This is a genomic window from Streptomyces sp. NPDC056503, assembly GCF_042794995.1.
Classification (GTDB): Bacteria; Actinomycetota; Actinomycetes; order Streptomycetales; family Streptomycetaceae; genus Streptomyces.
Map to the genome: position 1 here is coordinate 1 of NZ_JBHTST010000136.1, position 23,600 is coordinate 23,600.

The following is a 23,600-nucleotide window of genomic DNA, read 5'->3' on the forward strand; positions in this document are numbered from 1 at the left end:
GGGTGCGGTCGCCATCCCCCGCCGACCGCACCCGGCCGCTTCCCCTGTCCCGATCCGCCACCCGCCACCTCCCCGAGGCCCCTGAGGAACCCCTGATGGACCTGCGTATCCACGACCGCGTCTACCTCGTCACCGGCGCCTCGTCCGGGATCGGCGCGGCCACCGCCCGACTGCTGGCCGCCGAGGGCGCCACCGTGGTCGGCGTCGCCCGCAAGCCCTGGACGCCCGACACGCCCGCCACCACCGCCACCGGTACGCCGCCCGGCCGGATCGACACCGTGGCCGCCGACCTCACCGACCCCGACGCCGCCCGGTACGTCGTCGACCGGGTCCGCGCGCTGCACGGGCGCCTCGACGGGCTGGTCAACAACGCCGGCGCGCTCGTCTCCCGTACCGGCTTCCTCGCCGTCGACGACGACGCCTGGACCGCGAGCTTCGAGATCAACCTGTACGCGGCCGTCCGCGTGACCCGGGCCGCGCTGCCGCTGCTCCTGGAGTCCGACGCCGCCTCGGTCGTGCACGTCGCCAGCGAGGCCGCCCGCTTCCCCGACCCCACGATCGTCGACTACGCCGCCGCCAAGACGGCGCTGCTCTCGGTGTCGAAGTCGCTCGCCGCCGAGTTCGGGCCGCGCGGGGTGCGTTCCAACGTGGTCTCGCCCGGTCCGACCCGCACCGCCCTCTTCGACGCCCCCGGCGGCTTCGCCGAGCAGCTCGGCGAGCGGTTCGGGCTGCCCGCCGACGAGGCCGTCGACCACTTCGTCCGCGAGGTCCGCCGGCTGCCCACCGGTCGCATCGGGGAGTCCGAGGACGTGGCCACGGTCGTCGCCCACCTCCTGTCGCCGCTGGCCGGGCAGGTCACCGGTGCCGAGTGGAGCGTCGACGGCGGCGCCCTGCGGCAGATCTGACGGCCTGTCATGCCTCTCGCGCTGCTCGCCCTCGCCCTCGGTGCCTTCGGCATCGGCACCACCGAGTTCGTCATCGTCGGTCTGCTGCCCGAGGTCGCCGGCGACCTGACCGTCTCCATCCCCGCCGCCGGGATGCTCGTCACCGGCTACGCCCTCGGCGTGGTCGTCGGCGCCCCGCTGATGACCGCCGCCGGGAACCGGCTGCCCCGCAAGACCATGCTCGTGGTCCTGATGGGCGTCTTCATCGCCGGCAACCTGCTGTGCGCGCTCGCCGGCGACTACGCCGCCCTCATGGGCGGCCGGCTGATCGCCTCCCTCACCCACGGCGCGTTCTTCGGCATCGGCTCGGTCGTCGCCGCCGACCTCGTGGCGCCCGACCGCAAGGCCGGCGCCATCGCCCTGATGTTCACCGGTCTCACCCTCGCCAACGTGCTCGGCGTGCCCCTCGGCACCTTCCTCGGGCAGGAGTTCGGCTGGCGCTCCACCTTCTGGGCCGTGACCGCCTTCGGTGTCGTCGGGCTGCTCGGGATCATCGCGCTCGTGCCGGCCCAGCCGCGCCCGCCCGGTGCCTCGCTCCGCGGCGAGCTCGCCGTCTTCGCCCGGCCGCAGGTGTGGCTGGCGCTGCTGACCACCATGCTGGGATTCGGCGCCGTCTTCGCCTCGTTCACGTACCTGGCGCCGATGATGACCGAGCTGGCGGGCTTCTCCGACGGGGCCGTCGCCTGGCTGCTGGTCCTCTTCGGTGTCGGACTCTGCGTCGGCAACGTCCTGGGCGGCAAGGCCGCCGACCGCTCGCTGATGCCCAGCCTGTACGTCATCCTCGGCGCGCTCGCCCTGGTGCTGGCCGTCTTCGCCCTCACCGCCCACGCGCCGCTGCCCGCCGCCGTGACCCTGGCCGTCTTCGGCGCCGTCGGCTTCGCGACCGTGCCGCCGCTCCAGGCCCGGGTCATGCAGCAGGCCGAGGGCGCTCCGGCGCTGGCCTCCGCCGCCAACATCGCCGCGTTCAACCTCGGCAACGCCCTCGGCGCCTGGCTCGGCGGCCTCGCCGTCGACCGCGGCCTGGGCTGGACCGCCCCGACCTGGATCGGCGCCGGCCTCGCCACCGCCGGTCTCTGCACCGCCCTGCTCGCCGGCCGTCACGACCGACGCCGGGCGGCCTCGAAGGGACCGGCCCCCTCCCCGGACCCTTCCCCCGCGCTCTCCCCCGACCCTTTCCCGGCCCCTTCCCCGGCGCCTTCCCCGGAATCTTCCACCCCGGTGACGCGACGGAGCGCCACCATCCCGCCCTCGAACAGGAGTTGAGGCAGACCCATGCGATCCGTGCCCTTCATGCGATCCGAGCAGGGACCCGGCCGCCGCACCGTGCTCACGAGCGGCGCCGCCGTCGTGGGCGGTGCCGCCGTGGCCGGCGCCCTCGCCGTCCCGAGCGCCACCGCCGCCACGGGCGCCACCGGGGCCGGAGCCGCGGCGGCCGCCGCCGGCACCGGTTCCACCGTCCGCCCCGACGACCCGCGCTACGCGGAGCTGACCACCGGCAACAACCAGCGGTTCGTCGCCCGCCCCGACTACATCCGCATGATCCGCTCCAGCGCCGACGCCGAGCGCGCCCTCAAGGACGCCGTCCGGGCCGGCAAGCGGGTCTCGGTCCGCAGCGGCGGCCACTGCTTCGCCGACTTCGCGGTCCACCCCGACGCCGAGGTCATCCTCGACTTCTCCGAGATGACGCACGTCGGCTACGACCCGCGGATGCGGGCCTTCACCGTCGAGCCCGGCGCCCGCCTCCTCAACGTGTACGAGGCCCTCTACAAGGGCTGGGGCGTCACCATCCCCGGCGGCATCTGCTACAGCGTCGGAGCCGGCGGCCACATAGCCGGCGGCGGGTACGGCCTCCTCTCCCGCGCCCACGGCCTGGTCGTCGACCACCTGTACGCCGTCGAGGTCGTCGTCACCGACGGCAGGGGAGGCGTACGGACCGTCGTCGCCACCCGCGAGGAGGACGACCCGCACCGCGAGCTGTGGTGGGCCCACACCGGAGGCGGCGGCGGCAACTTCGGCCTCGTCACCAAGTACTGGTTCCGCTCGCCGGGCGCCACCGGCACCGACCCCTCCCGCCTGCTGATATCCCCGCCGTCCACGGTCCTCGTCAGCGCCGTCGACTTCCCCTGGGAGCAGCTCGACGAGCGCAGGTTCGCCCGGCTGCTCAAGAACTTCGGGGCCTGGCACGCCGAGCACAGCGCCCCCGACTCGCCCTACAACGCCCTGTCGAGCCTCTTCAACGTGAGCTCCAAGGCCCACGGCAGCCTCGGGATGTTCACCCAGGTCGACGCCACCGTCCCGAACGCCCGCGCGCTCCTCGACGACTACCTGGCCGCCATCACCGCCGGCACCGGCATCCGGCCACAGGCCCTGACCCGGCCCACCGGCGAACTGCCCGCCATGCCGCAGCTCGCCGAACCGCGGACCCTGCCATGGCTCCAGGCGACCCGGCTGGTCGGCACCAACAACCCCGTCATCACCGACCCCACCTCACGGGGCGGCCACAAGTCCGCGTACATGCGGAAGAACTTCACGGACCACCAACTCGCCGCGCTGTACAAGCACATGACCCGGTCCGACTTCACCAACCCGGACACCATGCTGGTGCTGTTCTCCTTCGGCGGGCAGGTCAACGCCGTCGCCCCCGACGCGACCGCGAACGCGCAGCGCACCTCCATCTTCAAGATGTGCTTCCAGACCTTCTGGTCCGACAAGAGCGAGGACGACTTCTACCTGGGCTGGCTGAGGGAGCTGTACGAGGAGTTCTTCGCGCCCACCGGCGGCGTCCCGCTCATCGACGACGCCACCGACGGCTGCTACATCAACTACCCCGACCGCGACGTCGCCGACCCCCGGCGCAACCGCTCCGGCGTGCCCTGGCAGACCCTGTACTACAAGGACAACTATCCCCGTCTCCAGCGCGTGAAGCGGCGCTACGACCCGTCCGACTACTTCCGCCACTCCATGTCCATCAAGCCCGCCAGGGACTGATCCCCTGGGGGTACCCCCACACGCGTCTCCGCAGGCAGAAGCCCTGCGCCCGGTTCCGGGCGCAGGGCTTTCGCGTTGTCCGGAGCCGGCGGCCGACCCCTGGTCGAACACCCCTCGTTCGAGGCGCTGTTCGAGACGGGTGGGCGTCCGTTGACCCTCCGCGGGCCGGCAGGGAAAGTTGATTCCAGGCCGCACGAGAGCCGCTGAACACAGCGCCCCGGCCGCATTCATCCCCTCCCCACCCCTGTTCCGCCCTGCCCTGTTCCGCTTCGGCTCCGCACTCACAGGAAGTAAGGAACCCATGCGCTCCCTCGCCGTAGTCCTCGGTACCCGGCCGGAGGCCATCAAGTTCGCGCCGGTCATCCGCGCCCTCCAGGACGACCCCCGCTTCGCGCCGGTGGTGGTCTCCACCGGCCAGCACCGCCAGATGCTCGACGAGACGCTCGACGTCTTCGGACTCACCACCGACGTCGACCTCAAGGTCATGGCCCCCAAGCAGACCCTCTCCCAGGTCACCTACCGCTCCCTGCGCGGCCTGGAGGACTGGTTCGGCTCCGCCTCCGTCGACGCCGTCCTCGTCCACGGAGACACCGCCACCACCTTCGCCGGCGCCCTCGCCGGCTTCCACCAGCGGGTCCCCGTCATCCACGTCGAGGCCGGGCTGCGCAGCGGCGCCCTCGGCTCGCCCTTCCCCGAGGAGGGCAACCGCCGGCTCGTCGCCCAGATCGCCGCCCTCCACCTGGCCCCCACGCCCGGCAACGCGGCCAACCTGCGCCGCGAGGGCATCGACCCGGCCACCATCGCCATCACCGGCAACACCGTCATCGACGCCCTGCGCTGGGCCTGCGGGCAGGCCGCCGACTACGGCGACCCGGCCCTCGCCGACCTCGACGCCGACCCCCGCCGGATCGTCCTCGCCTCCGCCCACCGGCGCGAGGCCTGGCCCCACCTGCCGGCCATCGGCCGCGCGCTGGCCCGCATCGCCGACGAACCGGAGACCCGGGTCGTCGTCCCCCTCCACCGCAACCCCGTCGTCCGCGAGGGCCTCCTGCCCCACATCGGCGCCCACCCGAACATCACGGTCGTCGACCCGCTGCCGTACCTGGCCTTCTGCAAGCTGATGGCCCGCGCCGACCTGATCGTCTCCGACAGCAGCGGCAGCCAGGAGGAGGGCCCGGCGCTCGGCAAGCCGACCCTCGTCCTCGGCAGCGTCACCGAACGCGGCGAGGCCGTGACCGCCGGCACCGCCCGGCTCGTCGGCACCGCCACCGAGGGCATCGTCGCCCACACCCTCGAACTGCTCCGCGACCCGGCCGCGTACCTCCGCATGGCCAACGCCGCCAACCCGTACGGCGACGGCCGCGCCACCGGCCGCACCGTCGACGCCATCGCCCACCACTTCGGCCTCGGGCCCGCCCCCGAGCCCTTCGACCCGACGGCCGACACCGCCGCCCTCGGCGCCGGACACGGCCGGCCGGTCGCCCTCGCCCGCACCTGACCCCGACGAGAGGAACCGACATGAGCACCACCGAGGCCGTCGCCGCCACCGAGGCCGTCGCCACCACCGAGCGCGAACTGAGCTTCGGCACGCCGCAGCTGCGCGCCACCCTCGTCCGTGACGCCCAGGACTTCCTCATCGAGGGCCGCACCATGGTCGTCAACCCGAGCATGGCGGCGGTGACCGTCGCCGAGACCCCCCGCAAGACGATCCCGGCCCTCACCTCCACCGTCCTCGCCGACACCCGCGTCGAGTGGGCCGAGACGCTGATCCTGCTCCGCCCCGGGCGCGAGGAGGTCGGCGAGGCCTCCCTGGTGGACGCCCCGGGCTGGGCCCACCTCGCCGACCTCCTCGGCGAGCAGGGCGGCTTCCCCCGCGACACCCCGCTCTACCGCAGCCCGCAGGACGAGATCGGCACCGTCGTCTTCGACGCGGCGCACCTGCTGGGGGAGCGCGAGACGGCCGTCGCGCCGCGGGAGTTCACGGTCCGCGCCAACCTCTGGTTCGCGCCGGCCGGCACCGACTGCGTCATCCACAACGAGCACGACTTCATCGAGGTCCACACCCAGGTCCAGGGGCTCGGCCGGATGCAGCGCTTCCGCGACCGCGACCACGCCTCGCTCTACCAGGACGTGCTCATGAGCCCCGGCTACACCACCCCGGACCCGTTCTGCGCCATCGGCCCGCAGTGCACCTACCACTACCCGTACCACCAGTACCACGCCGACACCGACTGCGTGTGGCTCGCCGTCGAGTACCACCCCGTCCCCCGCGCACCCCGGACGTGAGCACCACCCCGCCCCGCAAGCCCCTCCGCCCCCTTCACCCCCGCCACCCCCTTCACCGAGGAGAACCGATCACCATGAGCGAGAACACCACCCCCGGGCTGCGCGTCCCCCGCTTCACCCCCGAGCTCGTCGCCGACCAGCTGCGCGACGGCTACTGGCTGGAGGCCCCCGACATCGACGGCGACGGCAGCCCGGACCTCTTCGGCTACGGCCTGCGCCTCGGCGAGATCTACTGGTACGCCAACGACGGCGAGTGGACCCGGCGCCTGATCGCCGACCGGATCACGATGCCCGTCGGCGCCGACTTCGCCGACGTCACCGGCAACGGCCGGCCCGACGTCATCGTCTGCTACGACCTCTACGGCCCGATCGGCACCATCCACGACGCCAACACCGAGGGCGGCAAGATCGACTGGCTGGAGAACCCCGGCCAGCCGGACAAGGACGAGTCCCGCTGGAAGCGCCACTACGTCGGCCGCGCCACCGGGATGCACCGGCTCCGAGCCGGCCACTTCACGCGCACCGACCGCCTCCAGATCATCGGCCTGCCCATCGTCGCCAAGGAGGACGTCCACGCCGTCCTGCCGGTCGTCCTCTTCACCGAGCCCGACGACGTGCAGACCGCCGAGGAGTGGCCGATGACCGTCATCGACGACAGCCACTTCCGCATGATCCACGGAGCCGAGAAGAAGCAGGGCCTCATCCCCGGCTCCGCGCTCGAGTCCCTCCTCCTCGCCTCCGACGAGGGCGTCACCTGGCTCTACTACGACGAGGGCCGCCAGGAGTGGGTCCGCGAGCTGATCGGCACCGGCGAGCTCACCCAGTTCGAGCAGACCGGCTTCCGGGGCAGCGGCGACCTCAACGCCGGCCGCCTCGGCGACGACCCGATGGCGTACGTCGCCGCCATCGAGCCCTTCCACGGCAACACCGTCGCCGTCTACACCAAGGACGCCGACGGCAAGGGCTGGAACCGGTCCCTCCTCGACGTCTTCGGCGACCCCAACGAGAACGGCGAGGGCCCCGGCCACCAGATCGTCTGCGCCGACTTCGACGGCGACGGCGACGACGAGTTCCTCGTCGCGCTGCGCGGCCCGTGGCCCTGGCAGGGCGTCATGTACTACAAGGCGATCGACGCGGCCAACGGCGTCTGGGCGAAGTGGCGGGTCTCCGAGGAGTCCGTGGCCCGCATCGCCACCGCCGACTTCAACGGCGACGGCCGGCTCGACTTCGCCACCATCGCCTACTCCGTCCAGAACTACTACGTGGCCAAGGACGCCAAGCTCATGGTCTACCGCAACCAGATCGAGCAGTAGGCGAGCGGCAGGCCCGCCGCCGGCACGGTCCCGGGGCCGCACACCCCGGGACCCGCCGCCCGGCCCCCCGCACCCCCTCGCACCCCCCCCCGTGAACTCCGCACCCTCCGCACCCCCGTGAACTCCGCGCACCTCGCACCTCGCACCACGCACCACGCACCGCGCACCTCGCACCTCCCCGGGCCGTGCTCGCGCCTTTTTCCCCCCCTCACGCCACGGCCCGGCGCCCGCCTCCCCTCTTCCGCCAGCCAGAGAGAGCGAACCCACCGTGTCTTCCACGACGTCCACCGACACCGCGAAGCGGGCGAAACTGCCCTCCTTGACCGGCCTGCGGTTCTTCGCCGCCCTCCTCGTCTTCTTCTTCCACTCGTCCCTGATGGACTCGCCCATCCCGCCGAACGCCCCGATCAACCCCTTCGCCGACGAGGGCATCGCGAACGCCTTCGAGACCGCGTTCGGCAAGGCCGGCTACCTCGGCGTCTCCTTCTTCTTCGTCCTCTCCGGCTTCGTGCTCGCCTGGGCGTCCAAGCCCGGCGAGAGAACGACCGCCTTCCTCCGCCGCCGGCTGCTCAAGATCTTCCCCAACCACCTGGTGGTCTTCGCCGCCTCGCTGCTGCTGTTCGCCGGAGCCGCCGTCACCAGCGTCGCCGACTGGCTGCCGAACATGCTGCTGATCCACACCTGGTTCCCGCAGCCCTCCGTCAACCTCAGCGTGAACCCGCCGAGCTGGTCCCTCGGCAGCGAGCTGCTCTTCTACATGCTCTTCCCGCTGCTGATCGTCCCGATCCGCAAGATCCGCGGCGGCGCCCTGTGGTTCTGGAGCGCCGTGATGGTCGCCGGCACCATAGGCGTCCAGCTCGTCTCCACCTACCTGGTGCCCGCCACCCCCAAGTCCGCCATCACGCCCGTCTCCGACATGCAGTTCTGGTTCGGCTACCTGCTGCCGGCGGGCCGGCTCTTCGAGTTCGTCCTCGGCATCCTGCTCGCCCGGATCGTGCTGGCCGGCCGCTGGCCGCGGCGCGTCGGCTTCGGCATCTCCCTCGCCCTCACCGCCGTCGGATACGCCGCCGCCCTGGTACTGCCCTTCCAGTACGGCTTCGTCGCCGCCACGATCGTTCCGGTGGCCGCCCTCATCGCCGCCACCGCCGCCTCCGACGTCGACGGCCGCGTCACCTTCCTGCGCAGCCGCCCGATGGTCTGGCTCGGCGAGGTCTCCTTCGGCTTCTACCTCGTCCAGGGCGTCACGATCTTCTACCTGCGCTCCCTGCTCGGCGAGACCACCTACGGCATCGGCGGCTCGCTGCTGGTCGTCGCCGGCTTCTTCCTCGCCTCCCTGCTCGGCGGCTGGCTCCTCTTCCGCTTCGTCGAGTCGCCCGCCATGACCCACTTCGGCCGCTCCAAGCGCCGTACCGCGCCGGCCGCCGCGGCCGCCTCCGACCCGGCCCCGGTCACCACCGGTACGTCCGCCCCCGAACCCGTCAGCGCCGGCTCCGGCCGCGAGCACTGACCCCCACCGCACACCCGAGAGCCCCGACCGGAAACCACCGGTCGGGGCTCTCGCACGTACGTCCTGGGGGCCGGGACTCAGCCCACGGGCACCGCCTCCGACTCGGCGCGCGCCGACCGGGTGGCCTCCTCCGAGAGGCCGAAGACCTCCGCGAGCAGCGCGTAGGAGCGCTCCCGGTCGGCCGGATCAGCCGTCAGCGTGTTGACGACGATCTCGTCCACGCCGTGCGCCGCGGCCAGCTCCGTCAGCGTGGCACCCACCTGCTCGGGCGCCCCGGACACCAGCGCCGTACGGTGCACCTCGGCCCGCTCCCGCTCGGCGTCGCTCCACCGGTGGCCCCGCAGCTTGGTCAGCGACGGCAGCGGCCGGTCACTGCCCAGGTCCTTGCGGGCCCGCCACAGCAGCAGGCTCCGCGCCAGCTCCTCGGCCCGCTCGGCGGTGTCCGCCGTCACGACCCGCACCGCGAGCACTCCGCGGCCCGTCCGGGCGCCGGACGCCCGGGCCTCGGCCCGGAACCCCTCGAGGGCGCGCAGCCCGCCGTGCGGGGAGAAGAAGTGCCCGAAGGCGAACTCGGTGCCGAGCCGCCCGGCCAGACGGCCGGACTCGCCGCCCGCGCCGAGCAGCCACACCCGCGGCGGCACCGGGGCCTGCGGCATCACGCCGTACGGGCGCCGCCGGCCGTCGGCGCCCAGCAGGGCCAGCAGTTCGGCGACCTTCGCCGGGAAGTCCTGGGCCGGACCGCCGGCCCGGCCGAGCCCGAGGTCGACCCGCCCCGGATGGAGCGAGGCGAGGACCCCGAACACCTCGGCGACCTTCGTGGGCGCGTAGCGCGGCAGCAGCACCCCGCCCGTGCCGACGCGCAGGTGCGAGGTGCGGGCGAGCACCGCGCCGGCCAGCATCTCGGGGGCGCTGGAGGCGAAGCCGGGCGAACCGTGGTGCTCGGCCGCCCAGTAGCGGACGTACCCGAGCCGCTCGGCCGAGGAGGCCAGGGCGAGCGAGGCCCGCAGCGCCTCGTCGGGCGACTGGTCCTCGCCGACGGGCGTCTGGTCGAGGACGGAGAGTCGGAGGGAGGTCATGGCGTGGGCTCCTTTCAGTGCTGGTGGCCGGCGTGACCGGACGGGACGCCGGACGCTCCGGACACGGTCGCCGGCACGATCCGGAAGTCCCGCTCGAAGACCAGGTTGTGGAGGTCGGCGGCGGCGATGGCCCGCAGCGTCGGCAGCTCGGCGGCGGCCTGCGCGTCGTCGAAGACGTTCATCGGCCACTCCGACACGGTCGCCCCGCGCAGATGCGGGTGGTGGAAGCCGCGCCCGTAGTGCGCGTACAGCGTCACCGGCGGGATGCCGCCGTCCCGCTGCTCCGCCCAGGACAGCGTCCAGGCGTGGAACAGGCTGCCGTCGTCGGACCGCTGGACGCCCGTCGCCGCCAAGGTGCCCTGTCCGAGCAGCAGTTCCTCGTTCAGTTCGGTCAACGCCTGCCGGGCGTACGGGTCGAGGAGCCCGGCCGCCGTACGGAACAGCTCCTCCTTGCCGGACCGGGAGACGGCGTCCCCGTGCCGGCCGTCACGCAGATCGGCGAAGTGGCGCAGCAGCGCGTCCAGGTTGGCGGCGGCGGGTACCGCGGCGGGCGGGAACGGTGCGGTCATGGCGTTTCTCCCAAGAGGTCGAAGAGGAGAGGGGAAGGGGATCGAACGGGGGAACGGCCCGACGGGGCGGCTCAGCGCGCGTCGACGAACGCGCGCAGCGCCGCCCCGATCAGCTCCGCCGCCGAGGCGCCCGACCCGCCGGGGCGCAGGAACGCCCCGTGCCCGGTCCGGGCGAACTCCCGCAGCGTCACCGGCACGTCGGCGGCCCGGAGGAGCCCGGCGTAGCGGCGTACGTCGTCGCCCACCGGGTCGAGTTCGCCGACCGCGAGGATCGCGGGGGCGACCCCGCCGAGCTCGGCGGCCTCGAAGGGCGTGCTGTACAGCCGGGTGCCGTCGACGGCGGTCGGCCGTCCGGCGGCGCGGTACTCCCCCCAGGCGGCGGCCATCGCCGACGCCGACGGGAAGGCCCCCGCGTAGCGGCGGTAGGAGTCCGCCTCGCAGGCCGGGTCGAGCGGCGGGTACGCCAGGACCTGGGCGGCCAGCGGCACCCCCCGGTCCCGGCAGGCTACCGCGGCCGAGGCCGCGAGCGTGCCGCCCGCGCTGTCGCCGCCGACGGCGAGCACGGGCCCCCCGCCGGCGGCGCCGGCGGCCCCGCTCCCGGCCTCGGCGAGCTCGCGCTCGGCCTGCGGGGCCGCCCACGTCAGGGCGGCGAGGAGGTCCTGGACCATGTCCGGGTGCCGGGCGGCCGGGGTGAGCCGGTAGTCCACGCTCACCACGGTCATCCCGGCGGCTCGCGCCAGGTCGGAGGTGGCGGGGTACCACTCCAGGGCCGAGCCCGCGCGCCAGCTGCCGCCGTGCGCCCACACCAGCCATCTGCCGGCCCGCGGCCGCTCGGGCCGGAGGACGAGCCCCGGGACGGGTCCGCCGGGGGCGGGGATGCGTACCTGCTCCCAGCTGACCGGAGACGGCTGCGGTCGGGTGTGCAGAGCCATCGGGCGTTCCTTTCGTGAGGCCGTCGCGTGCGGCCCGCGGCCCACGGTGGCCGCGTGGCCGGGTCGTCACAAGGCGGAGTTGCCCGAGTGTGCGGTCTTGTCGGGGGTTTTGGTGCGGAGGTAGAGGGCGGTGGTGAGGGTGCCGATGAGGACGATGGCGGTGTTGATGATGACGGCGGTGGTGATGCCGTGGTGGATGTCGAGGGTGGTGGCGGCGATGGCGCTCATGATGGGGGTGCCCATGGTGATGCCGATTTGCTGGGTCATGGTGGCGAGTCCGGTGGCCATGCCCTGTTCGTGGTCGGGCAGGCCGGTGGTGGCGGTGACCATGAAGCCGACGATGACGAGCATGTTGCCGATGCCGCCGGCGAAGGTGGCGGGGAGCAGGAGCCACAGGGCGGTGGAGGTTTCGCCGAGGCCGATGAGGGCGATGGTGGCGATGGCCTGGAGGAGTCCGCCGATGATGAGGGTGGTGCGGGTGTTGGTGGCGGTGATGACGCGGGGGGCGATGGAGCCGCCGATGACGGTGCCGATGCCCAGGACGCCGAAGGAGAGGCCGGCGGCGAGGGCGGAGAAGCCGAGGACTTCCTGGAGGTAGAGGGTCATGAGGAAGACGAGGCTGGTCTCGGTGAGGAAGGCGATGAGTCCGGCGATGTTGCCCCAGGCGACGTTGCGGCGCTTGAGGACGGTGACGGGGACGAGGGGTGCGGTGGCCTTGGACTCGATGGCGTAGAAGGCGATGAGGAGGAGGACGCCGGCGGCGAGGGAGATCAGGGCGGTGGGGTTGGTCCAGCCTTCTTCGCCGGCGTGGGTGAGGCCGTAGACGAGGGCGAGGAGTCCGAGGGTGACGGCGGTGGCGCCGGGGATGTCCAGGCGGGGGCGTTCGGTGGGGCGGGATTCCTTGATGACGGTGGGGGCGATGAGCAGGACGGCGATGGCGACGGGGACGTTGATGAAGAAGGCCCAGCGCCAGGACAGGAGGTCGGTCAGGACGCCGCCGAGGATGGCGCCGGTGGTGAAGCCGGCGGACATCAGGGCGCCGTTGAGGCCGAGTGCCTTCTGGCGCAGGGGGCCTTCGGGGAAGGAGGTGGTGAGCAGGGAGAGGCCGGCGGGGGTGACGGCGGCGGTGGCCAGGCCTTGGAGGACGCGGGCGATGAGGAGGACTTCGGGGGTGGTGGCGAGTCCGCCCAGGAGGGAGGAGGCGCCCAGGACGGCGAGGCCGACGAGGAAGAGGCGGCGGCGTCCGAAGAGGTCGGCGACGCGGCCGAACAGGAGGGTGAAGCCGGCGGCGCACAGGGCGAAGGAGGTGGCGATCCACTGGAGGTTGGCCAGGGAGAAGCCGAGGCCCTCGCCGATCACGGGCAGGGCGACGTTGAGGATGGAGAAGTCCACCGCGAGCATGAACTGCGCGACCAGGAGCACGACCAGGACGAGCTTCAGCCGGCCGTCCAGCCTCACCGGCGCCGGCTCACCACCACTCGCCGCCGCGTTCGCGTCCGGACCCGGACGCGCACTCTCGACAACCGACATGACCAACCAGCCTTTCCGGTAAGCGGCCCCCGACGGGCCTTCCGGAAACGACTCTGGAGCGGTCGGAGCGGCTTACCCAGCCCCGTGGTTTCGCCAGTGCCGCGGAAGCTAGCACTCACAAGGCCACCTTCGGCCCCCCGTTCCGCCCGGCTCCCCGGCACACTGGGACCATGGACACCCCCACCGCTCTGGGCGAATTCCTCCGCAACCGCCGTGCGCAGCTGAGGCCCGAGGACGTCGGCCTGCCGGCCCACGGCCGCCGCCGCGTCCCCGGCCTGCGCCGCGAGGAGCTGGCCCTGATCGCCGGGGTCAGCATCACGTACTACACGCACCTGGAGCAGGGGCAGAGCACCAACGCCTCCGACAGCGTCCTCGACGCCCTCGGGCGGGCCCTGCGCCTCACCCCGGACGAGCACACCCATCTGCGCAACCTCGCCCGTCCGCCGCGCACCCACCGCGTCCCGTCGTCCCGTCCCGAGCGGGTGCGGGAGACGACCCGCCGGCTGCTGAAGGCCATGCCGGACGTGCCGGCGGTCATCCTGGACCGCCGCAACGACGTCCTCGCGTGGAACGCGCTCGGCCACGCGCTCTTCGCCGGCCACCTGGACCCGGCGAGCCCCGAGGACCCGGAGAACCGGCCGAACCTCACCCGGATGCTGTTCCTCGACCCGCACACCCGCGACCTGTACACGGACTGGCGGGACGAGGCCCGTATCGCGCTGGCCGCGCTCCGGCTGGTGGCCGGCCGCTGCCCCGAGGACCGGGCGCTGGCGGAGCTGATCGGCTCGCTGATGATCCAGAGCGGGGACTTCGCCGACCTCTGGGCGGAGCACCCGGTGCGCGACTGCACGGCCGGTTCGAAGTCCCTGCGGCACCCGGTGGTGGGCGCGCTCACCCTGGACTTCGAGAACCTGCGCCTCACCGACGGCACCGGCCACCGCATGCTCGTCTACACCGCCCCGGAGGACTCGTCCGCCGAGGCGGCCCTGCGCCTCCTCTCCACGACCCTCCACCCCGAGACGCTCGGTGAGCGCCGGTGAGGGAGGAGGTCGGGCGGCTGAGCGCGGCCGGGGCGCCGTTCGAGGTGCGGGACGGGGTGTACGCGCGGGGCCCCCGGACGCTGCGGGAGTTCGTGGAGGCGGTCTGGGCCTTCGGTGACCGGGTGTTCCTCGTCTCGGAGGACGGCGGCGTCACCTATCGCGAGTTCTTCGACGCCGCCTGCGGGCTGGCCCGGCGGCTGGTGGGGGAGTACGGCCTGCGGCGCGGGGACCGGGTCGTGGTCGCCATGCGGAACCTGCCGGAGTGGCAGGTCGCCTTCTGGGGCGTCCAGCTGGCGGGGCTCGTCGCCGTGCCGCTGAACTCCTGGTGGCGCGAGGAGGAGTTCGCCCACGCGCTGGACGACTGCGGGCCCCGGCTGTTGCTGGTGGACGGCGAGCGGGTGGAGCGCGTACGGGCCTGGGCGGCGGCGGCCGGGGTGCCGGGGATCGTGTTCCGGGGCGAGGCCGAGCCCGGCTTCGTGGCGTACGAGGTCGACGACGACCCGCTGCTCGGGCCGCCCGACGTCGAGGTGCTGGGCGAGGACGACGCCACGATCTTCTACACCTCGGGGACGACGGGCCGGCCCAAGGGGGCCGTCGCCACGCACCTCGCGCAGGCCGGGGCCGCCACCCACCCCCGGTACTTCACCGCCGCGGCGGCGGTCGCGCGGGGGGAGCGGCCGGGGAGCGGGGCTCCTGTCGTGTCGTTGACGACGTACCCGTTCTTCCACGTGGCCGCGTTCACCTCGCTGTACGGCGTGATGGCGGGCGGCGGGACGCTGGTGATGATGCGGAAGTGGGACGCCGGGCGGGCCCTGGAGCTGGTCCGGGAGCACCGGGTGACCCACTACGCGGGGGTGCCGGCGACCGCGCTCCAGCTGCTGGCGCTGGCCCGCGAGACCGGTGATCCGCTGGAGAGCCTCGTGCTGCTGAGCACCGGCGGGGCGGCCGCGCCGCCGGGGATGGTGGCCGGGCTGACGGAGGCGTACGGGGAGCGGGTCCAGCCGCGGAACGGGTACGGGCTCACCGAGACCTGCGGCGGGGTGCTGGCCGCCACGGGCGCCGAGTACCGGGAGAACCCGGGGAGCGCCGGGCGGCCGTCGCCCGCCACCGAGGTCCGGGTCGAGGCGCCGGGCGCCGACGGCGTCGGCGAGCTGTGGGTGCGCGGGCAGTCGCTGTTCCGGGGGTACTGGCGGAACGAGGAGGCGACCCGGGCCGCCTTCGCGCCGGGCGGGTGGTTCCGTACCGGCGATCTCGCCCGGGTGGACGCCGACGGGCGGGTCTCGATCGTCGACCGGCTCACCGACATGGTGATCCGGGGCGGTGAGAACGTGTACTGCGTCGAGGTCGAGGGGGTGCTCCAGGGGCATCCGGACGTGGTCGACGCGGCCGTCGTCGGGGTCCCGCACCCGGTGCTGGGCGAGGAGGTCGGGGCGGTCGTGCTGCTCCGGCCGGGGGCGGCGGCCGGCGCGGGGGAGTTGCGGGCGCACGTCGGCGCGCGCCTCGCGGCCTTCAAGGTGCCCGCGCACGTCCTCGTGCGGGACGAACCGCTGCCGCGGAACGGGGGCGGGAAGGTGCTCAAGGGCGAGCTGCGGGGGCTGCTCGCGCCCCTCGGCCGGGGCTGAGGTGCGGGGCTGAGGGGCGGGGCCGGCCGGGGCCGGGGTGCGGGGCCGGGCGTCATCCCCGGCTGACCCGGACGCGGAAGTTGCCCGCCGCGTCCTCGTCGAGCACGCCTATCCGGATGCCGTTGACGCGGTCGGTGAAGGTCTCGCCGGGGCGGAAGGGGGCGTCGGAGAGCTCGGCGTGGACGTTGGGGCGGCGGGTGCAGCCGCCGCTGGTGCGGTCGCTGTCGGCGACCGTGACCGGGCCGTGGCCGGTGTCGACGTCGGCCTCGACGCGGTAGACGAGGACGCCGGGTTCGCAGACGGCTTCGTCGTTGCCCTCGCGGGTGCGGACCTCGACGGCGTAGCCGGTGGTGTCGGTGAGCGGCACGAAGACCAGTTTGGGGCCGCCGGCGAGGGCCAGCGGGGTGAGCAGGTGCTCGCTGGTGCCGGTGGCGGAGGCGCAGCGGATCTGGTCGTTGTCGAGCCAGCCGAGCTTCCACTTGTGCCAGCCGAGGAGGTCGTTGTTGGCCCCCCAGTCCTCGGACATGATGTCCCAGTGGCCGACCGTGCCGCCGCCGTCGGCGGTGTAGAGGTCGGGGAGGCCGAAGACGTGCCCGTTCTCGTGGGGGAGGACGCGGTAGCCGGTCTGGGGGTAGCTGCCCGAGCCGTCGTCCTGGCGGCTGTAGACGAAGGACGTGTTGGCGAGCGGGACGCCGTCGGCGTAGGGCGCGTCGTCGTTGCCGGAGAAGGTCACGGAGAGCACGGTGTCGAGGGCGGAGGGGCCGGCGTTCGGCGTGACCAGGACGTTGACCAGGTCGTAGGCGCTGAAGTCGACCTTCGGGTCGGCGGCCTTGACGATGTCCTCGACGAAGGAGCGGTAGCCCGGCTCGTAGGGGGCGCCGCGTTCGATCCCGTACGAGGAGAACGGTCGTGGCATCCGCAGCCAGTCGGGTATCGGGGTCTCGGACCGGTACTGGAGCCGGCCGTAGGAGCTGACGCGGAACCAGTCGGAGGTCTGCGGGAAGAACTCCCGGAAGCGGGCCATGGCCGTGCCCTCGCCGGGGGCGTCGGGGAAGTCGACCATGAGCGTGAGGGCGCGGACCCGGCCGGTGGAGCGGGCGTACCCGGGGGCGGTCGGCAGCCCTTCCGACATCTGCACACCCAGGGTGGTGGCGATGCGGCACGGTCCGAGCCGGGTGGTGTCCGGCCCGGCGGCCACCGGGCCGGCCGAGGCCGGGGCGGGCCCGGGGAGCGTGGTGCTCGCCGAGACGAGCACGGTGAGCAGGAGGGCCGAGGTCGCCGCGAGGGCGACCGGTCTGCGTATCCGCCGGCGGGTGTGCTGCATGCGGTCGCCTCTCCGGTCGGGGCCAGGTCAGCGGCGTGGTGCGCCGTGCGATCAGCCTGTGCGGAGCGGCACGGGGGCGCGCGTCGGGTGGACCGATCGTGGGTATCCGCCCCCGGAGCATCGAATGTGATCCAGGTCACAACGGCGGTCGAAATAACCGGGGATTCCTTCCCCGTTTAGGAGAGAGTCCGACGAAGTGGGGAGTGTTTCCCCGGATGGCTCCGAAAGGCTGAGGAGGTCGTGGCGTGATCCGCACCGACGGAGAGACCCCCGTGAGGGGAGACGCTCCCGCGCGTCGCGTTCCCCGGCCGCGCGCCGACGCCCTGCGCAACCGCGAGCGGCTGGTGACGGCGGCCCGCGAGATGTTCGTGGAGTTCGGCTGCGCCGTGCCCTACGACGAGATCGCGCGCCGGGCCGGCGTCGGCAACGCCACGCTCTACCGGAACTTCCCCGAGCGGCCCGAGCTCGTCCACGAGGTCGTCCTCTCGATCCTCGCCCGGCTCACCGAGCGGGCCGAGCGGGCGGCCGCCGAGGAGGCCGACACCTTCGCCGCCGTCCGCCGCTTCGCGCACGAGGCGGCCGACGAGCGGGTCGGCGCGCTCTGTCCGATGCTCGACGGCACCTTCGACAAGGACCACCCCGACCTGGTCGTCGAGCGCGAGCGCCTGGACGAGGCCGTCGAGGGCCTCGTCCGGCGGGCGCAGACGGCCGGCCGGCTCCGCGCCGACATCGGCGTCGGCGACCTGATGATCGGCGTCTCCCAGCTGACCCGGCCGCTGCCGGGCACCGGCTGCGAGGACTTCGCCCCCTTCGTCCACCGTCATCTCCAGCTCTTCCTCGACGGCCTGGAGGCTCCCGCCCGCTCCGCCCTGCCGGGGACGCCGGCGACCCTGGGGGACCTGAGACGCGACGCGTGACGGGCCTCCGCCCCTTCCCGGACGTCGGCTGAACGTCCGGCCCGAGACTTCCGAACGTCCTTTTTCCGCACTTACGCACCAAGAGGTGGCTACCCCCATGCCCAGAACCGCCGACGCTCCCCTGTCGACGGCCGCCGCCCAGCCCGACCCCGGTCGCTGGAAGGCACTCGTCTTCATCGCCCTCGCCCAGCTGATGGTCGTGCTCGACGCGACCATCGTGAACATCGCCCTCCCCTCCGCCCAGCAGGACCTCGGCATATCGGACGGCAACCGGCAGTGGGTCATCACGGCCTACGCCCTCGCCTTCGGCGGTCTGCTGCTCTTCGGCGGCCGCATCGCCGACCTCTGGGGCCGCAAGCGCACCTTCGTCGTCGGCCTGATCGGCTTCGCCGCGGCCTCCGCCCTCGGCGGCGCCGCGACCGGCGAGGCCATGATGCTCGGCGCCCGCGCGCTCCAGGGCGCCTTCGGCGCGCTGCTCGCGCCCGCCGCGCTCTCGCTGCTGGCGGTGACCTTCACCGACGCCAAGGAGCGCGCCAAGGCCTTCGGCATCTACGGCGCGATCGCCGGTGGCGGCGGCGCCGTCGGCCTGATCCTCGGCGGCTTCCTCACCGAGTACCTGAACTGGCGCTGGACCTTCTTCGTCAACATCCCGTTCGCGATCGTCGCCGCCATCGGCGCGTACCTGGTGGTCCGCGAGCCGGCCGGCGGCCGCAACCGCTCCGCGCTCGACATCCCCGGCGTGATCCTCTCCACCCTGGGTCTGGTCGCGCTGGTCTACGGCTTCACCCGCGCCGAGTCCGAGGGCTGGAGCGACGCCGGCACGATCGCCATGTTCGTCGGCTCGGTGCTGCTGCTCGGCGCCTTCGTGTTCGTCGAGTCGAAGGTCAAGAGCCCGCTGCTGCCGCTGCGCGTCCTCACCGACCGCAACCGCGGCGGCGTCTACCTCTCGCTCGGCCTCGCCGTCATCGCGATGTTCGGCCTCTTCCTCTTCCTCACCTACTACCTCCAGGTCGTGAAGGGGTACTCGCCGGTCAAGACGGGCTTCGCGTTCCTGCCCATGATCGCGGGCATGATCATCGGCTCGACCCAGATCGGCACCCGGCTGATGACCCGGGTCCCGCCGCGGCTGCTCATGGCCCCCGGCTTCCTGACCGCCGCCATCGGCATGCTCTTCCTGACGCAGCTGGAGGTCGGCACCTCGTACGCCGGGCTGATCCTGCCCGCGCAGCTGCTGCTCGGCCTCGGCATGGGCACCGCCTTCATGCCGGCCATGTCGCTCGCCACGCACGGCGTGGACCCGAAGGACGCCGGTGTCGCCTCCGCGATGGTCAACACCTCGCAGCAGGTCGGCGGCGCCATCGGCACGGCCCTGCTGAACACGATCGCCGCCTCGGCGACGACCGCGTACCTCGTCGACCACGCGGCCGGCGCGACCACCCCGGCCGCCCAGAAGCTGCTCCAGCTCCAGGGCATGGTCGAGGGCTACACCGCCGCGATCTGGTGGGCGGTCGGCATCCTGGTGGTCTCCGCGGCCATCGCGGCCGTGCTGATCACCACCGGGAAGCCGGACACGGGCGTGGTCGCCGGCTCCGGCACGGGGGCGGACGACGAGGTCAAGGTGCCCGTCATCGCGCACTGACCCCCGGGGAAGCGACCTCCTGCCCTGGTTCCGCTCGGCGTCCCGCTAGCGGAGCCAGGGCAGGTCCGCGTCCGGGCCCGCCGGTTCGAGGCCCTCCGCCATCACCCGCATGATCGTGCCGAGCTGGTCGACCTGCTCGGGGCTGAGCCGGTCGAACAACGCCTGCCGCACCGCCGCCACGTGCCCGGGCGCGGTCCGTCGCAGCACCTCCACGCCCTCGTCGGTGAGGTGCGCGTACTGGCCGCGCTTGTCGGAGGGGCACTCCTCGCGCCGGACCCAGCCGTTCTTCTCCAACCGGGCGACGGCGTGCGAGAGCCGGGATCGGGTGATCTTGGCGCTCTTCGCGAGCTCGGTCATCCGGAGCCGGCGGCGCGGGGCCTGGGAGAGCTGGACGAGCAGGCCGTAGTAGACGTGTGGCATGCCCGCATCACGCTGCAACTGGCGGTCGAGGTGATCCTCCAGGAGCGTGGTGGCGTGGAGGTACGAGCGCCAGACGCGCTGTTCGCCGTCGCTGAGCCAGCGAGGTTCGGGTTCGGTCCTGTCTCCCATGTCACCCATCGTACGACCCGTTCTTGAAAGTTGAACTATGTAGGTTTACGCTGCATGCATCAGCTTGAAGTTTCAAGAACTTCGGAGTCCCGAAAGCTCTCGGACTTCCGCCGGAGGAGGAGACGTCACCATGGCCGCCACGCAGGAACGGATGCCCGCGCTCTACCTGTCCCACGGCGCCCCGCCGCTCGCCGACGACCCCGTCTGGCCCGGCGAGCTCGCCGCCTGGTCGGCCGGACTGCCCCGCCCCAAGGCGATCCTCATGATCTCCGCCCACTGGGAGGAGGCCCCGCTCGCCCTCGGCGCCACCGAGACCATCCCCCTCGTCTACGACTTCTGGGGCTTCCCCGAGCACTACTACCGGGTGCGGTACGACGCCCCCGGCGCGCCCGCGCTCGCCGAGTCCGTCACCAGGCTGCTCCGCTCCCCCGGCACCCCCGTGCAGTCCCTCCCCGACCGGGGCCTCGACCACGGCGCGTACGTGCCCCTCGTCGAGATGTACCCCGGCGCCGACATCCCCGTCCTCCAGATCTCCATGCCCACCCTCGACCCGCGCCGCCTCATGGACATCGGCCGCAAGCTCGCCCCGCTGCGCGACGAGGGCGTGCTGATCGTCGGCAGCGGCTTCTTCACCCACAACCTCGCCGCCCTCCGCCACACCGGCGGCGGCGTGCCCGGCTGGTCCGCCGAGTTCGACGCCTGGGGACACGAGGCCCTCGCCGCCCAGGACGTGGACGCCCTGCTCGACTTCGAGCACAAGTCCCCGGCCGGCCGCCTCGCCCACCCCCGTACGGAGCACTTCGCCCCGCTCTTCGTCACCATGGGCGCGGCGGACGCGGCCGGCGACCTCGACGCCGAACGCTCGGTGATCGACGGCTTCTGGATGGGGCTCGCGAAGCGGTCGGTCCAGTTCGGCTGAGTCCCCGGGACCGCCTCACAGCACCGGCGGGTTCAGCTCCACCGAACGGACGGCGGCGGTCAGCGCCGGCGGGTCGCCGACGTCGAGGGCGGTGTCGGCGAACTTGATCGTGTGGTCGTCCCCGTGCGCCGCCGCCCGGGCGAACACCTCCTCCGGCGTGAGGGCCGTCCCGGCGTACGGGGCGGCCTCCCGCGGCGTGTACGCGGCCGTCACGGCGGCCGAGGCCACCCAGGCCGCCGCCAGACTCGGCGCCCACAGGGCGCGGGGCAGCGCGGGCAGCGTCCGCAGGACGGCGTTGGGCGCCGTCGCCGCGTGCACCAGCATGACCGGCTCGCCGTACCCGTGCGTGGCGTACCGGTGCACGGCCGCGGCGACGAGCTCGGTGAGCAGCCCCCTCGCCGCCTCGGGGTCGGCGGCCTCGCCCCAGACCGGGAACGCCGTCAGCTGCGCGAGCCGCTCCCGCGCCCCGCCCTCCTGCTCCGGCACCGGCGGTACGGCGGCGAGCGCGGCGGCCGCGTCCGGGGCGGCGGCCAGCGGCGCGAGCGGCGGCAGCGGCTGGTGGCGGGCGGCCCAGTAGCCGAGCGCGTGCGCCAGCTCGGCCCGCCGCGGCGCCGTCTCCCCGCCGGGCGCGAGCAGGGTCCGTACGGCGTGCCCGGTGCGGATCACCGGGTGCGTGGCGCCGCCCGCGATACCGGGCAGCAGCCGCGGCCACCACCGCGCCAGCACCTCGCGCCAGGGCCGGTCCGCCAGCTCACGGGCGAAGTGGCGGGTCCAGTCGGTGATCCGGGCCGGGTCGCCGAGCGCCTCCCGCCAGTTCGCGGCGGTGACGGGGACGTACGGCGGCGGCGCCTCCTCCAGCTTCGGCGCGTACGCGTCCAGCCAGCGGTGCACGGCGGCCGCGTGCCCGTGCCGGGCCAGCGCCTCGACCGCCATCGGCGCGTGGTTGGTCAGCCAGCCGTTCCGCTCGGGACCGGTGGAGTGGAGCCGTTCGAGAGCCTCGTCGAGGATGCCGGTGGTGTCCATGGACGGGACGGTAGGCCGGGGGAGGGGCGGGCCGTAACGGTCCGGGGACCTACACCCGGGGGCGGAGGGCGGCACGGGACCGGCGACCGAGGCAACCCGCCGCCCCCGCCCGGCGTCGTAAGAGGAGAGGGACGAGGGCGCTGTGACGACGGTCTCACCGACAGCGAGGTCGGTGAACGCCCGAGGGTCCGCCCACCGCCCCTGACCTGCGAATCCGCGCGGATGGCGGACCGCCGATCGGGGCGGCGGCCGCGCAGGATACTGCATGATCGCGAAAATCCTGAGCCTCCTGGGAATTCTGTCCCGATTCCGGTCGTTGTTTCCGTCGGATGCAGGGCACCCGAAAGGGTGTCGCGACCTACTCAGCAAGGGAGCACGCATGGCAACCCGTGCCGTCGCCCGTCGTCAGTCCGCCGCCAAGAGCGGGGGCAGCCGGGCAAGCAGCGTTCGCGTCGTGGGCGGGGAGATCGCCGACCGCGACCTGGTCGGCATGTACCTCGACGAGATCGCGCGCACGCCCCTGCTCGACGCCGCCAAGGAAGTCGAGCTCTCCCAGACCATCGAGGCGGGCGTCTACGCCCAGCAGATCCTCGACGGCGAGGCGGAGTCCACCGAGGCGGGCGGGGCGACCCGCGAGGAGCTCCAGGCGCTGGCCGCCGAGGGCGAGCGTGCCAAGGACCTCTTCATCAAGTCCAACCTGCGGCTCGTCGTGGCCGTGGCCCGCCGCTACCCGCGCAGCGGACTGCCCCTGCTCGACCTGATCCAGGAGGGGAACGCGGGCCTGGTGCGCGCGGTCGAGAAGTTCGACTACGCGAAGGGCTTCAAGTTCTCCACGTACGCCACGTGGTGGATCCGCCAGGCCATCACCCGGTCCATCGCCGACCAGTCCCGCACGATCCGGCTCCCCGTCCACCTGGTGGAGGAGCTGGGCCGGATCCGCCGCGTCCAGCGCGAGTTCAACCGCGAGCACGGGCGCGAGCCCGAGCCCGCGGAGGTCGCGGAGGAGCTGGGCTCGACGCCGGAGCGGGTCACGGACGTCCTCGACTGGGCGCGCGACCCGGTCTCGCTCAACATGTCGGTCGACGACGAGGGCGAGACGCAGTTCGGCGACCTCCTGGAGGACACCTCGGCGATCTCGCCCGAGCAGTCCGTCCTCACGCTGCTGCGCAGCGAGGAGCTCGACGACCTGATCGACAAGCTCGACCACCGCACGGCGTCCATCATCCGGATGCGGTACGGCATCGAGGACGGCCGCGAGCGGACGCTGACGGAGGTCGGCAAGGAACACGGCCTCACCCGCGAGCGCATCCGCCAGATCGAGAAGCACGCGCTCCTCGAACTGAAGAAGATGGCCCGCGACACCGGCTTCGACGCGGTCGCGTGACCCCCGCGTCCGCCGCGAGGCCCGCACCCCGTGCGCTG

20 protein-coding genes are annotated in these 23,600 nt (G+C 73.3%); 13 read left to right on the plus strand and 7 right to left on the minus strand.

Going from position 1 to position 23,600, the window contains the following annotated elements:
• Window positions 1–95: 95 nt before the first annotated feature.
• The 7 genes from ACFQ8C_RS30160 to ACFQ8C_RS30190 all read left to right on the plus strand — a co-directional run bounded on the left by ACFQ8C_RS30160 (window position 96) and on the right by ACFQ8C_RS30190 (window position 9,038).
• Window positions 96–905 carry an SDR family NAD(P)-dependent oxidoreductase gene (locus ACFQ8C_RS30160; protein WP_383463458.1) on the plus strand — a complete coding sequence of 270 codons (810 nt, stop codon included), beginning with the start codon at window positions 96–98 and terminating at the stop codon, window positions 903–905.
• 9 nt (window positions 906–914) lie between these two features.
• Window positions 915–2,207: an MFS transporter gene (locus ACFQ8C_RS30165; protein ID WP_383463461.1), complete on the plus strand. Its 1,293-nt coding sequence runs from the start codon at window positions 915–917 to the stop codon at window positions 2,205–2,207.
• A gap of 27 nt (window positions 2,208–2,234) precedes the next feature.
• Window positions 2,235–3,932: an FAD-dependent oxidoreductase gene (locus tag ACFQ8C_RS30170; protein ID WP_383463464.1), complete on the plus strand. Its 1,698-nt coding sequence runs from the start codon at window positions 2,235–2,237 to the stop codon at window positions 3,930–3,932.
• A gap of 301 nt (window positions 3,933–4,233) precedes the next feature.
• Window positions 4,234–5,430 (plus strand): non-hydrolyzing UDP-N-acetylglucosamine 2-epimerase, encoded by a 1,197-nt coding sequence (gene wecB / locus ACFQ8C_RS30175; protein ID WP_383463466.1) that lies wholly within the window; start codon window positions 4,234–4,236, stop codon window positions 5,428–5,430.
• A gap of 20 nt (window positions 5,431–5,450) precedes the next feature.
• Window positions 5,451–6,218 (plus strand): hypothetical protein, encoded by a 768-nt coding sequence (locus ACFQ8C_RS30180; protein ID WP_383463468.1) that lies wholly within the window; start codon window positions 5,451–5,453, stop codon window positions 6,216–6,218.
• Between the two features lie 74 nt (window positions 6,219–6,292).
• Window positions 6,293–7,531, plus strand: coding sequence for an FG-GAP repeat domain-containing protein (locus tag ACFQ8C_RS30185; RefSeq protein ID WP_383463471.1), 1,239 nt, complete (start codon window positions 6,293–6,295; stop codon window positions 7,529–7,531).
• Between the two features lie 268 nt (window positions 7,532–7,799).
• Window positions 7,800–9,038 (plus strand): acyltransferase family protein, encoded by a 1,239-nt coding sequence (locus ACFQ8C_RS30190; protein ID WP_383463473.1) that lies wholly within the window; start codon window positions 7,800–7,802, stop codon window positions 9,036–9,038.
• A 77-nt stretch (window positions 9,039–9,115) separates the two neighbouring features.
• Here ACFQ8C_RS30190 and ACFQ8C_RS30195 read toward each other — a convergent pair whose 3' ends face one another.
• From ACFQ8C_RS30195 to ACFQ8C_RS30210, 4 genes are all read right to left on the minus strand, one after another.
• Window positions 9,116–10,114: an MsnO8 family LLM class oxidoreductase gene (locus ACFQ8C_RS30195; protein ID WP_383463475.1), complete on the minus strand. Its 999-nt coding sequence runs from the start codon at window positions 10,112–10,114 to the stop codon at window positions 9,116–9,118.
• 14 nt (window positions 10,115–10,128) lie between these two features.
• Window positions 10,129–10,683 carry a hypothetical protein gene (locus ACFQ8C_RS30200; protein WP_383463478.1) on the minus strand — a complete coding sequence of 185 codons (555 nt, stop codon included), beginning with the start codon at window positions 10,681–10,683 and terminating at the stop codon, window positions 10,129–10,131.
• Between the two features lie 71 nt (window positions 10,684–10,754).
• On the minus strand, window positions 10,755–11,615 hold the full coding sequence (locus tag ACFQ8C_RS30205; protein WP_383463479.1) for an alpha/beta hydrolase: 861 nt from the start codon (window positions 11,613–11,615) through the stop codon (window positions 10,755–10,757).
• A gap of 66 nt (window positions 11,616–11,681) precedes the next feature.
• Complete coding sequence (locus ACFQ8C_RS30210) at window positions 11,682–13,145, minus strand: MFS transporter (RefSeq protein ID WP_383463483.1); 1,464 nt, start codon at window positions 13,143–13,145, stop codon at window positions 11,682–11,684.
• A 170-nt stretch (window positions 13,146–13,315) separates the two neighbouring features.
• Between ACFQ8C_RS30210 and ACFQ8C_RS30215 the strand changes: the two genes are divergently transcribed.
• Entirely contained in the window at window positions 13,316–14,185 is an 870-nt protein-coding gene (locus ACFQ8C_RS30215) for a helix-turn-helix domain-containing protein (RefSeq protein WP_383463486.1), read from the plus strand.
• Window positions 14,182–15,807 carry a class I adenylate-forming enzyme family protein gene (locus ACFQ8C_RS30220; RefSeq protein ID WP_383463489.1) on the plus strand — a complete coding sequence of 542 codons (1,626 nt, stop codon included), beginning with the start codon at window positions 14,182–14,184 and terminating at the stop codon, window positions 15,805–15,807. The genes ACFQ8C_RS30215 and ACFQ8C_RS30220 overlap by 4 nt, the downstream gene beginning before the upstream one ends.
• A gap of 52 nt (window positions 15,808–15,859) precedes the next feature.
• Here the strand turns inward: ACFQ8C_RS30220 and ACFQ8C_RS30225 are convergent, their stop codons facing one another.
• The gene (locus ACFQ8C_RS30225) at window positions 15,860–17,131 is read right to left on the minus strand and encodes a M6 family metalloprotease domain-containing protein (protein WP_383463492.1); all 1,272 of its coding nucleotides are present in this window, start codon (window positions 17,129–17,131) and stop codon (window positions 15,860–15,862) included.
• A gap of 248 nt (window positions 17,132–17,379) precedes the next feature.
• On the opposite strand from ACFQ8C_RS30225, the gene ACFQ8C_RS30230 reads away from it, so the two are divergent.
• Together ACFQ8C_RS30230 and ACFQ8C_RS30235 are read left to right on the plus strand one after the other, a co-directional pair.
• Window positions 17,380–18,048 (plus strand): TetR/AcrR family transcriptional regulator, encoded by a 669-nt coding sequence (locus ACFQ8C_RS30230; RefSeq protein ID WP_383463510.1) that lies wholly within the window; start codon window positions 17,380–17,382, stop codon window positions 18,046–18,048.
• A 97-nt stretch (window positions 18,049–18,145) separates the two neighbouring features.
• Window positions 18,146–19,687 (plus strand): MFS transporter, encoded by a 1,542-nt coding sequence (locus ACFQ8C_RS30235; RefSeq protein ID WP_383463495.1) that lies wholly within the window; start codon window positions 18,146–18,148, stop codon window positions 19,685–19,687.
• Window positions 19,688–19,732: 45 nt separating this feature from the next.
• Here ACFQ8C_RS30235 and ACFQ8C_RS30240 read toward each other — a convergent pair whose 3' ends face one another.
• The gene (locus ACFQ8C_RS30240; RefSeq protein WP_383463498.1) at window positions 19,733–20,245 is read right to left on the minus strand and encodes a MarR family winged helix-turn-helix transcriptional regulator; all 513 of its coding nucleotides are present in this window, start codon (window positions 20,243–20,245) and stop codon (window positions 19,733–19,735) included.
• A 121-nt stretch (window positions 20,246–20,366) separates the two neighbouring features.
• Here ACFQ8C_RS30240 and ACFQ8C_RS30245 point away from each other — a divergent pair, with 121 nt between their 5' ends.
• Window positions 20,367–21,155 (plus strand): dioxygenase, encoded by a 789-nt coding sequence (locus ACFQ8C_RS30245; RefSeq protein WP_383463501.1) that lies wholly within the window; start codon window positions 20,367–20,369, stop codon window positions 21,153–21,155.
• A gap of 15 nt (window positions 21,156–21,170) precedes the next feature.
• Here ACFQ8C_RS30245 and ACFQ8C_RS30250 read toward each other — a convergent pair whose 3' ends face one another.
• Window positions 21,171–22,178, minus strand: coding sequence for a questin oxidase family protein (locus ACFQ8C_RS30250; RefSeq protein ID WP_383463504.1), 1,008 nt, complete (start codon window positions 22,176–22,178; stop codon window positions 21,171–21,173).
• Between the two features lie 379 nt (window positions 22,179–22,557).
• On the opposite strand from ACFQ8C_RS30250, the gene ACFQ8C_RS30255 reads away from it, so the two are divergent.
• Complete coding sequence (locus tag ACFQ8C_RS30255; protein ID WP_383463507.1) at window positions 22,558–23,562, plus strand: sigma-70 family RNA polymerase sigma factor; 1,005 nt, start codon at window positions 22,558–22,560, stop codon at window positions 23,560–23,562.
• Window positions 23,563–23,600: the final 38 nt, after the last annotated feature.

Bases quoted from the DNA above. Each gene is read 5' to 3' on its own strand.
- ACFQ8C_RS30225 (WP_383463492.1), bottom strand. From the start codon at position 17,131: ATGCAGCACACCCGCCGGCGGATACGCAGACCGGTCGCCCTCGCGGCG.
- ACFQ8C_RS30240 (WP_383463498.1), bottom strand. From the start codon at position 20,245: ATGGGTGACATGGGAGACAGGACCGAACCCGAACCTCGCTGGCTCAGC.
- ACFQ8C_RS30205 (WP_383463479.1), bottom strand. From the start codon at position 11,615: ATGGCTCTGCACACCCGACCGCAGCCGTCTCCGGTCAGCTGGGAGCAG.
- ACFQ8C_RS30245 (WP_383463501.1), top strand. From the start codon at position 20,367: ATGGCCGCCACGCAGGAACGGATGCCCGCGCTCTACCTGTCCCACGGC.
- ACFQ8C_RS30180 (WP_383463468.1), top strand. From the start codon at position 5,451: ATGAGCACCACCGAGGCCGTCGCCGCCACCGAGGCCGTCGCCACCACC.
- ACFQ8C_RS30200 (WP_383463478.1), bottom strand. From the start codon at position 10,683: ATGACCGCACCGTTCCCGCCCGCCGCGGTACCCGCCGCCGCCAACCTG.
- wecB (WP_383463466.1), top strand. From the start codon at position 4,234: ATGCGCTCCCTCGCCGTAGTCCTCGGTACCCGGCCGGAGGCCATCAAG.
- ACFQ8C_RS30255 (WP_383463507.1), top strand. From the start codon at position 22,558: ATGGCAACCCGTGCCGTCGCCCGTCGTCAGTCCGCCGCCAAGAGCGGG.
- ACFQ8C_RS30250 (WP_383463504.1), bottom strand. From the start codon at position 22,178: ATGGACACCACCGGCATCCTCGACGAGGCTCTCGAACGGCTCCACTCC.
- ACFQ8C_RS30195 (WP_383463475.1), bottom strand. From the start codon at position 10,114: ATGACCTCCCTCCGACTCTCCGTCCTCGACCAGACGCCCGTCGGCGAG.
- ACFQ8C_RS30235 (WP_383463495.1), top strand. From the start codon at position 18,146: ATGCCCAGAACCGCCGACGCTCCCCTGTCGACGGCCGCCGCCCAGCCC.
- ACFQ8C_RS30165 (WP_383463461.1), top strand. From the start codon at position 915: ATGCCTCTCGCGCTGCTCGCCCTCGCCCTCGGTGCCTTCGGCATCGGC.
- ACFQ8C_RS30210 (WP_383463483.1), bottom strand. From the start codon at position 13,145: ATGTCGGTTGTCGAGAGTGCGCGTCCGGGTCCGGACGCGAACGCGGCG.
- ACFQ8C_RS30185 (WP_383463471.1), top strand. From the start codon at position 6,293: ATGAGCGAGAACACCACCCCCGGGCTGCGCGTCCCCCGCTTCACCCCC.
- ACFQ8C_RS30215 (WP_383463486.1), top strand. From the start codon at position 13,316: ATGGACACCCCCACCGCTCTGGGCGAATTCCTCCGCAACCGCCGTGCG.
- ACFQ8C_RS30160 (WP_383463458.1), top strand. From the start codon at position 96: ATGGACCTGCGTATCCACGACCGCGTCTACCTCGTCACCGGCGCCTCG.
- ACFQ8C_RS30170 (WP_383463464.1), top strand. From the start codon at position 2,235: ATGCGATCCGAGCAGGGACCCGGCCGCCGCACCGTGCTCACGAGCGGC.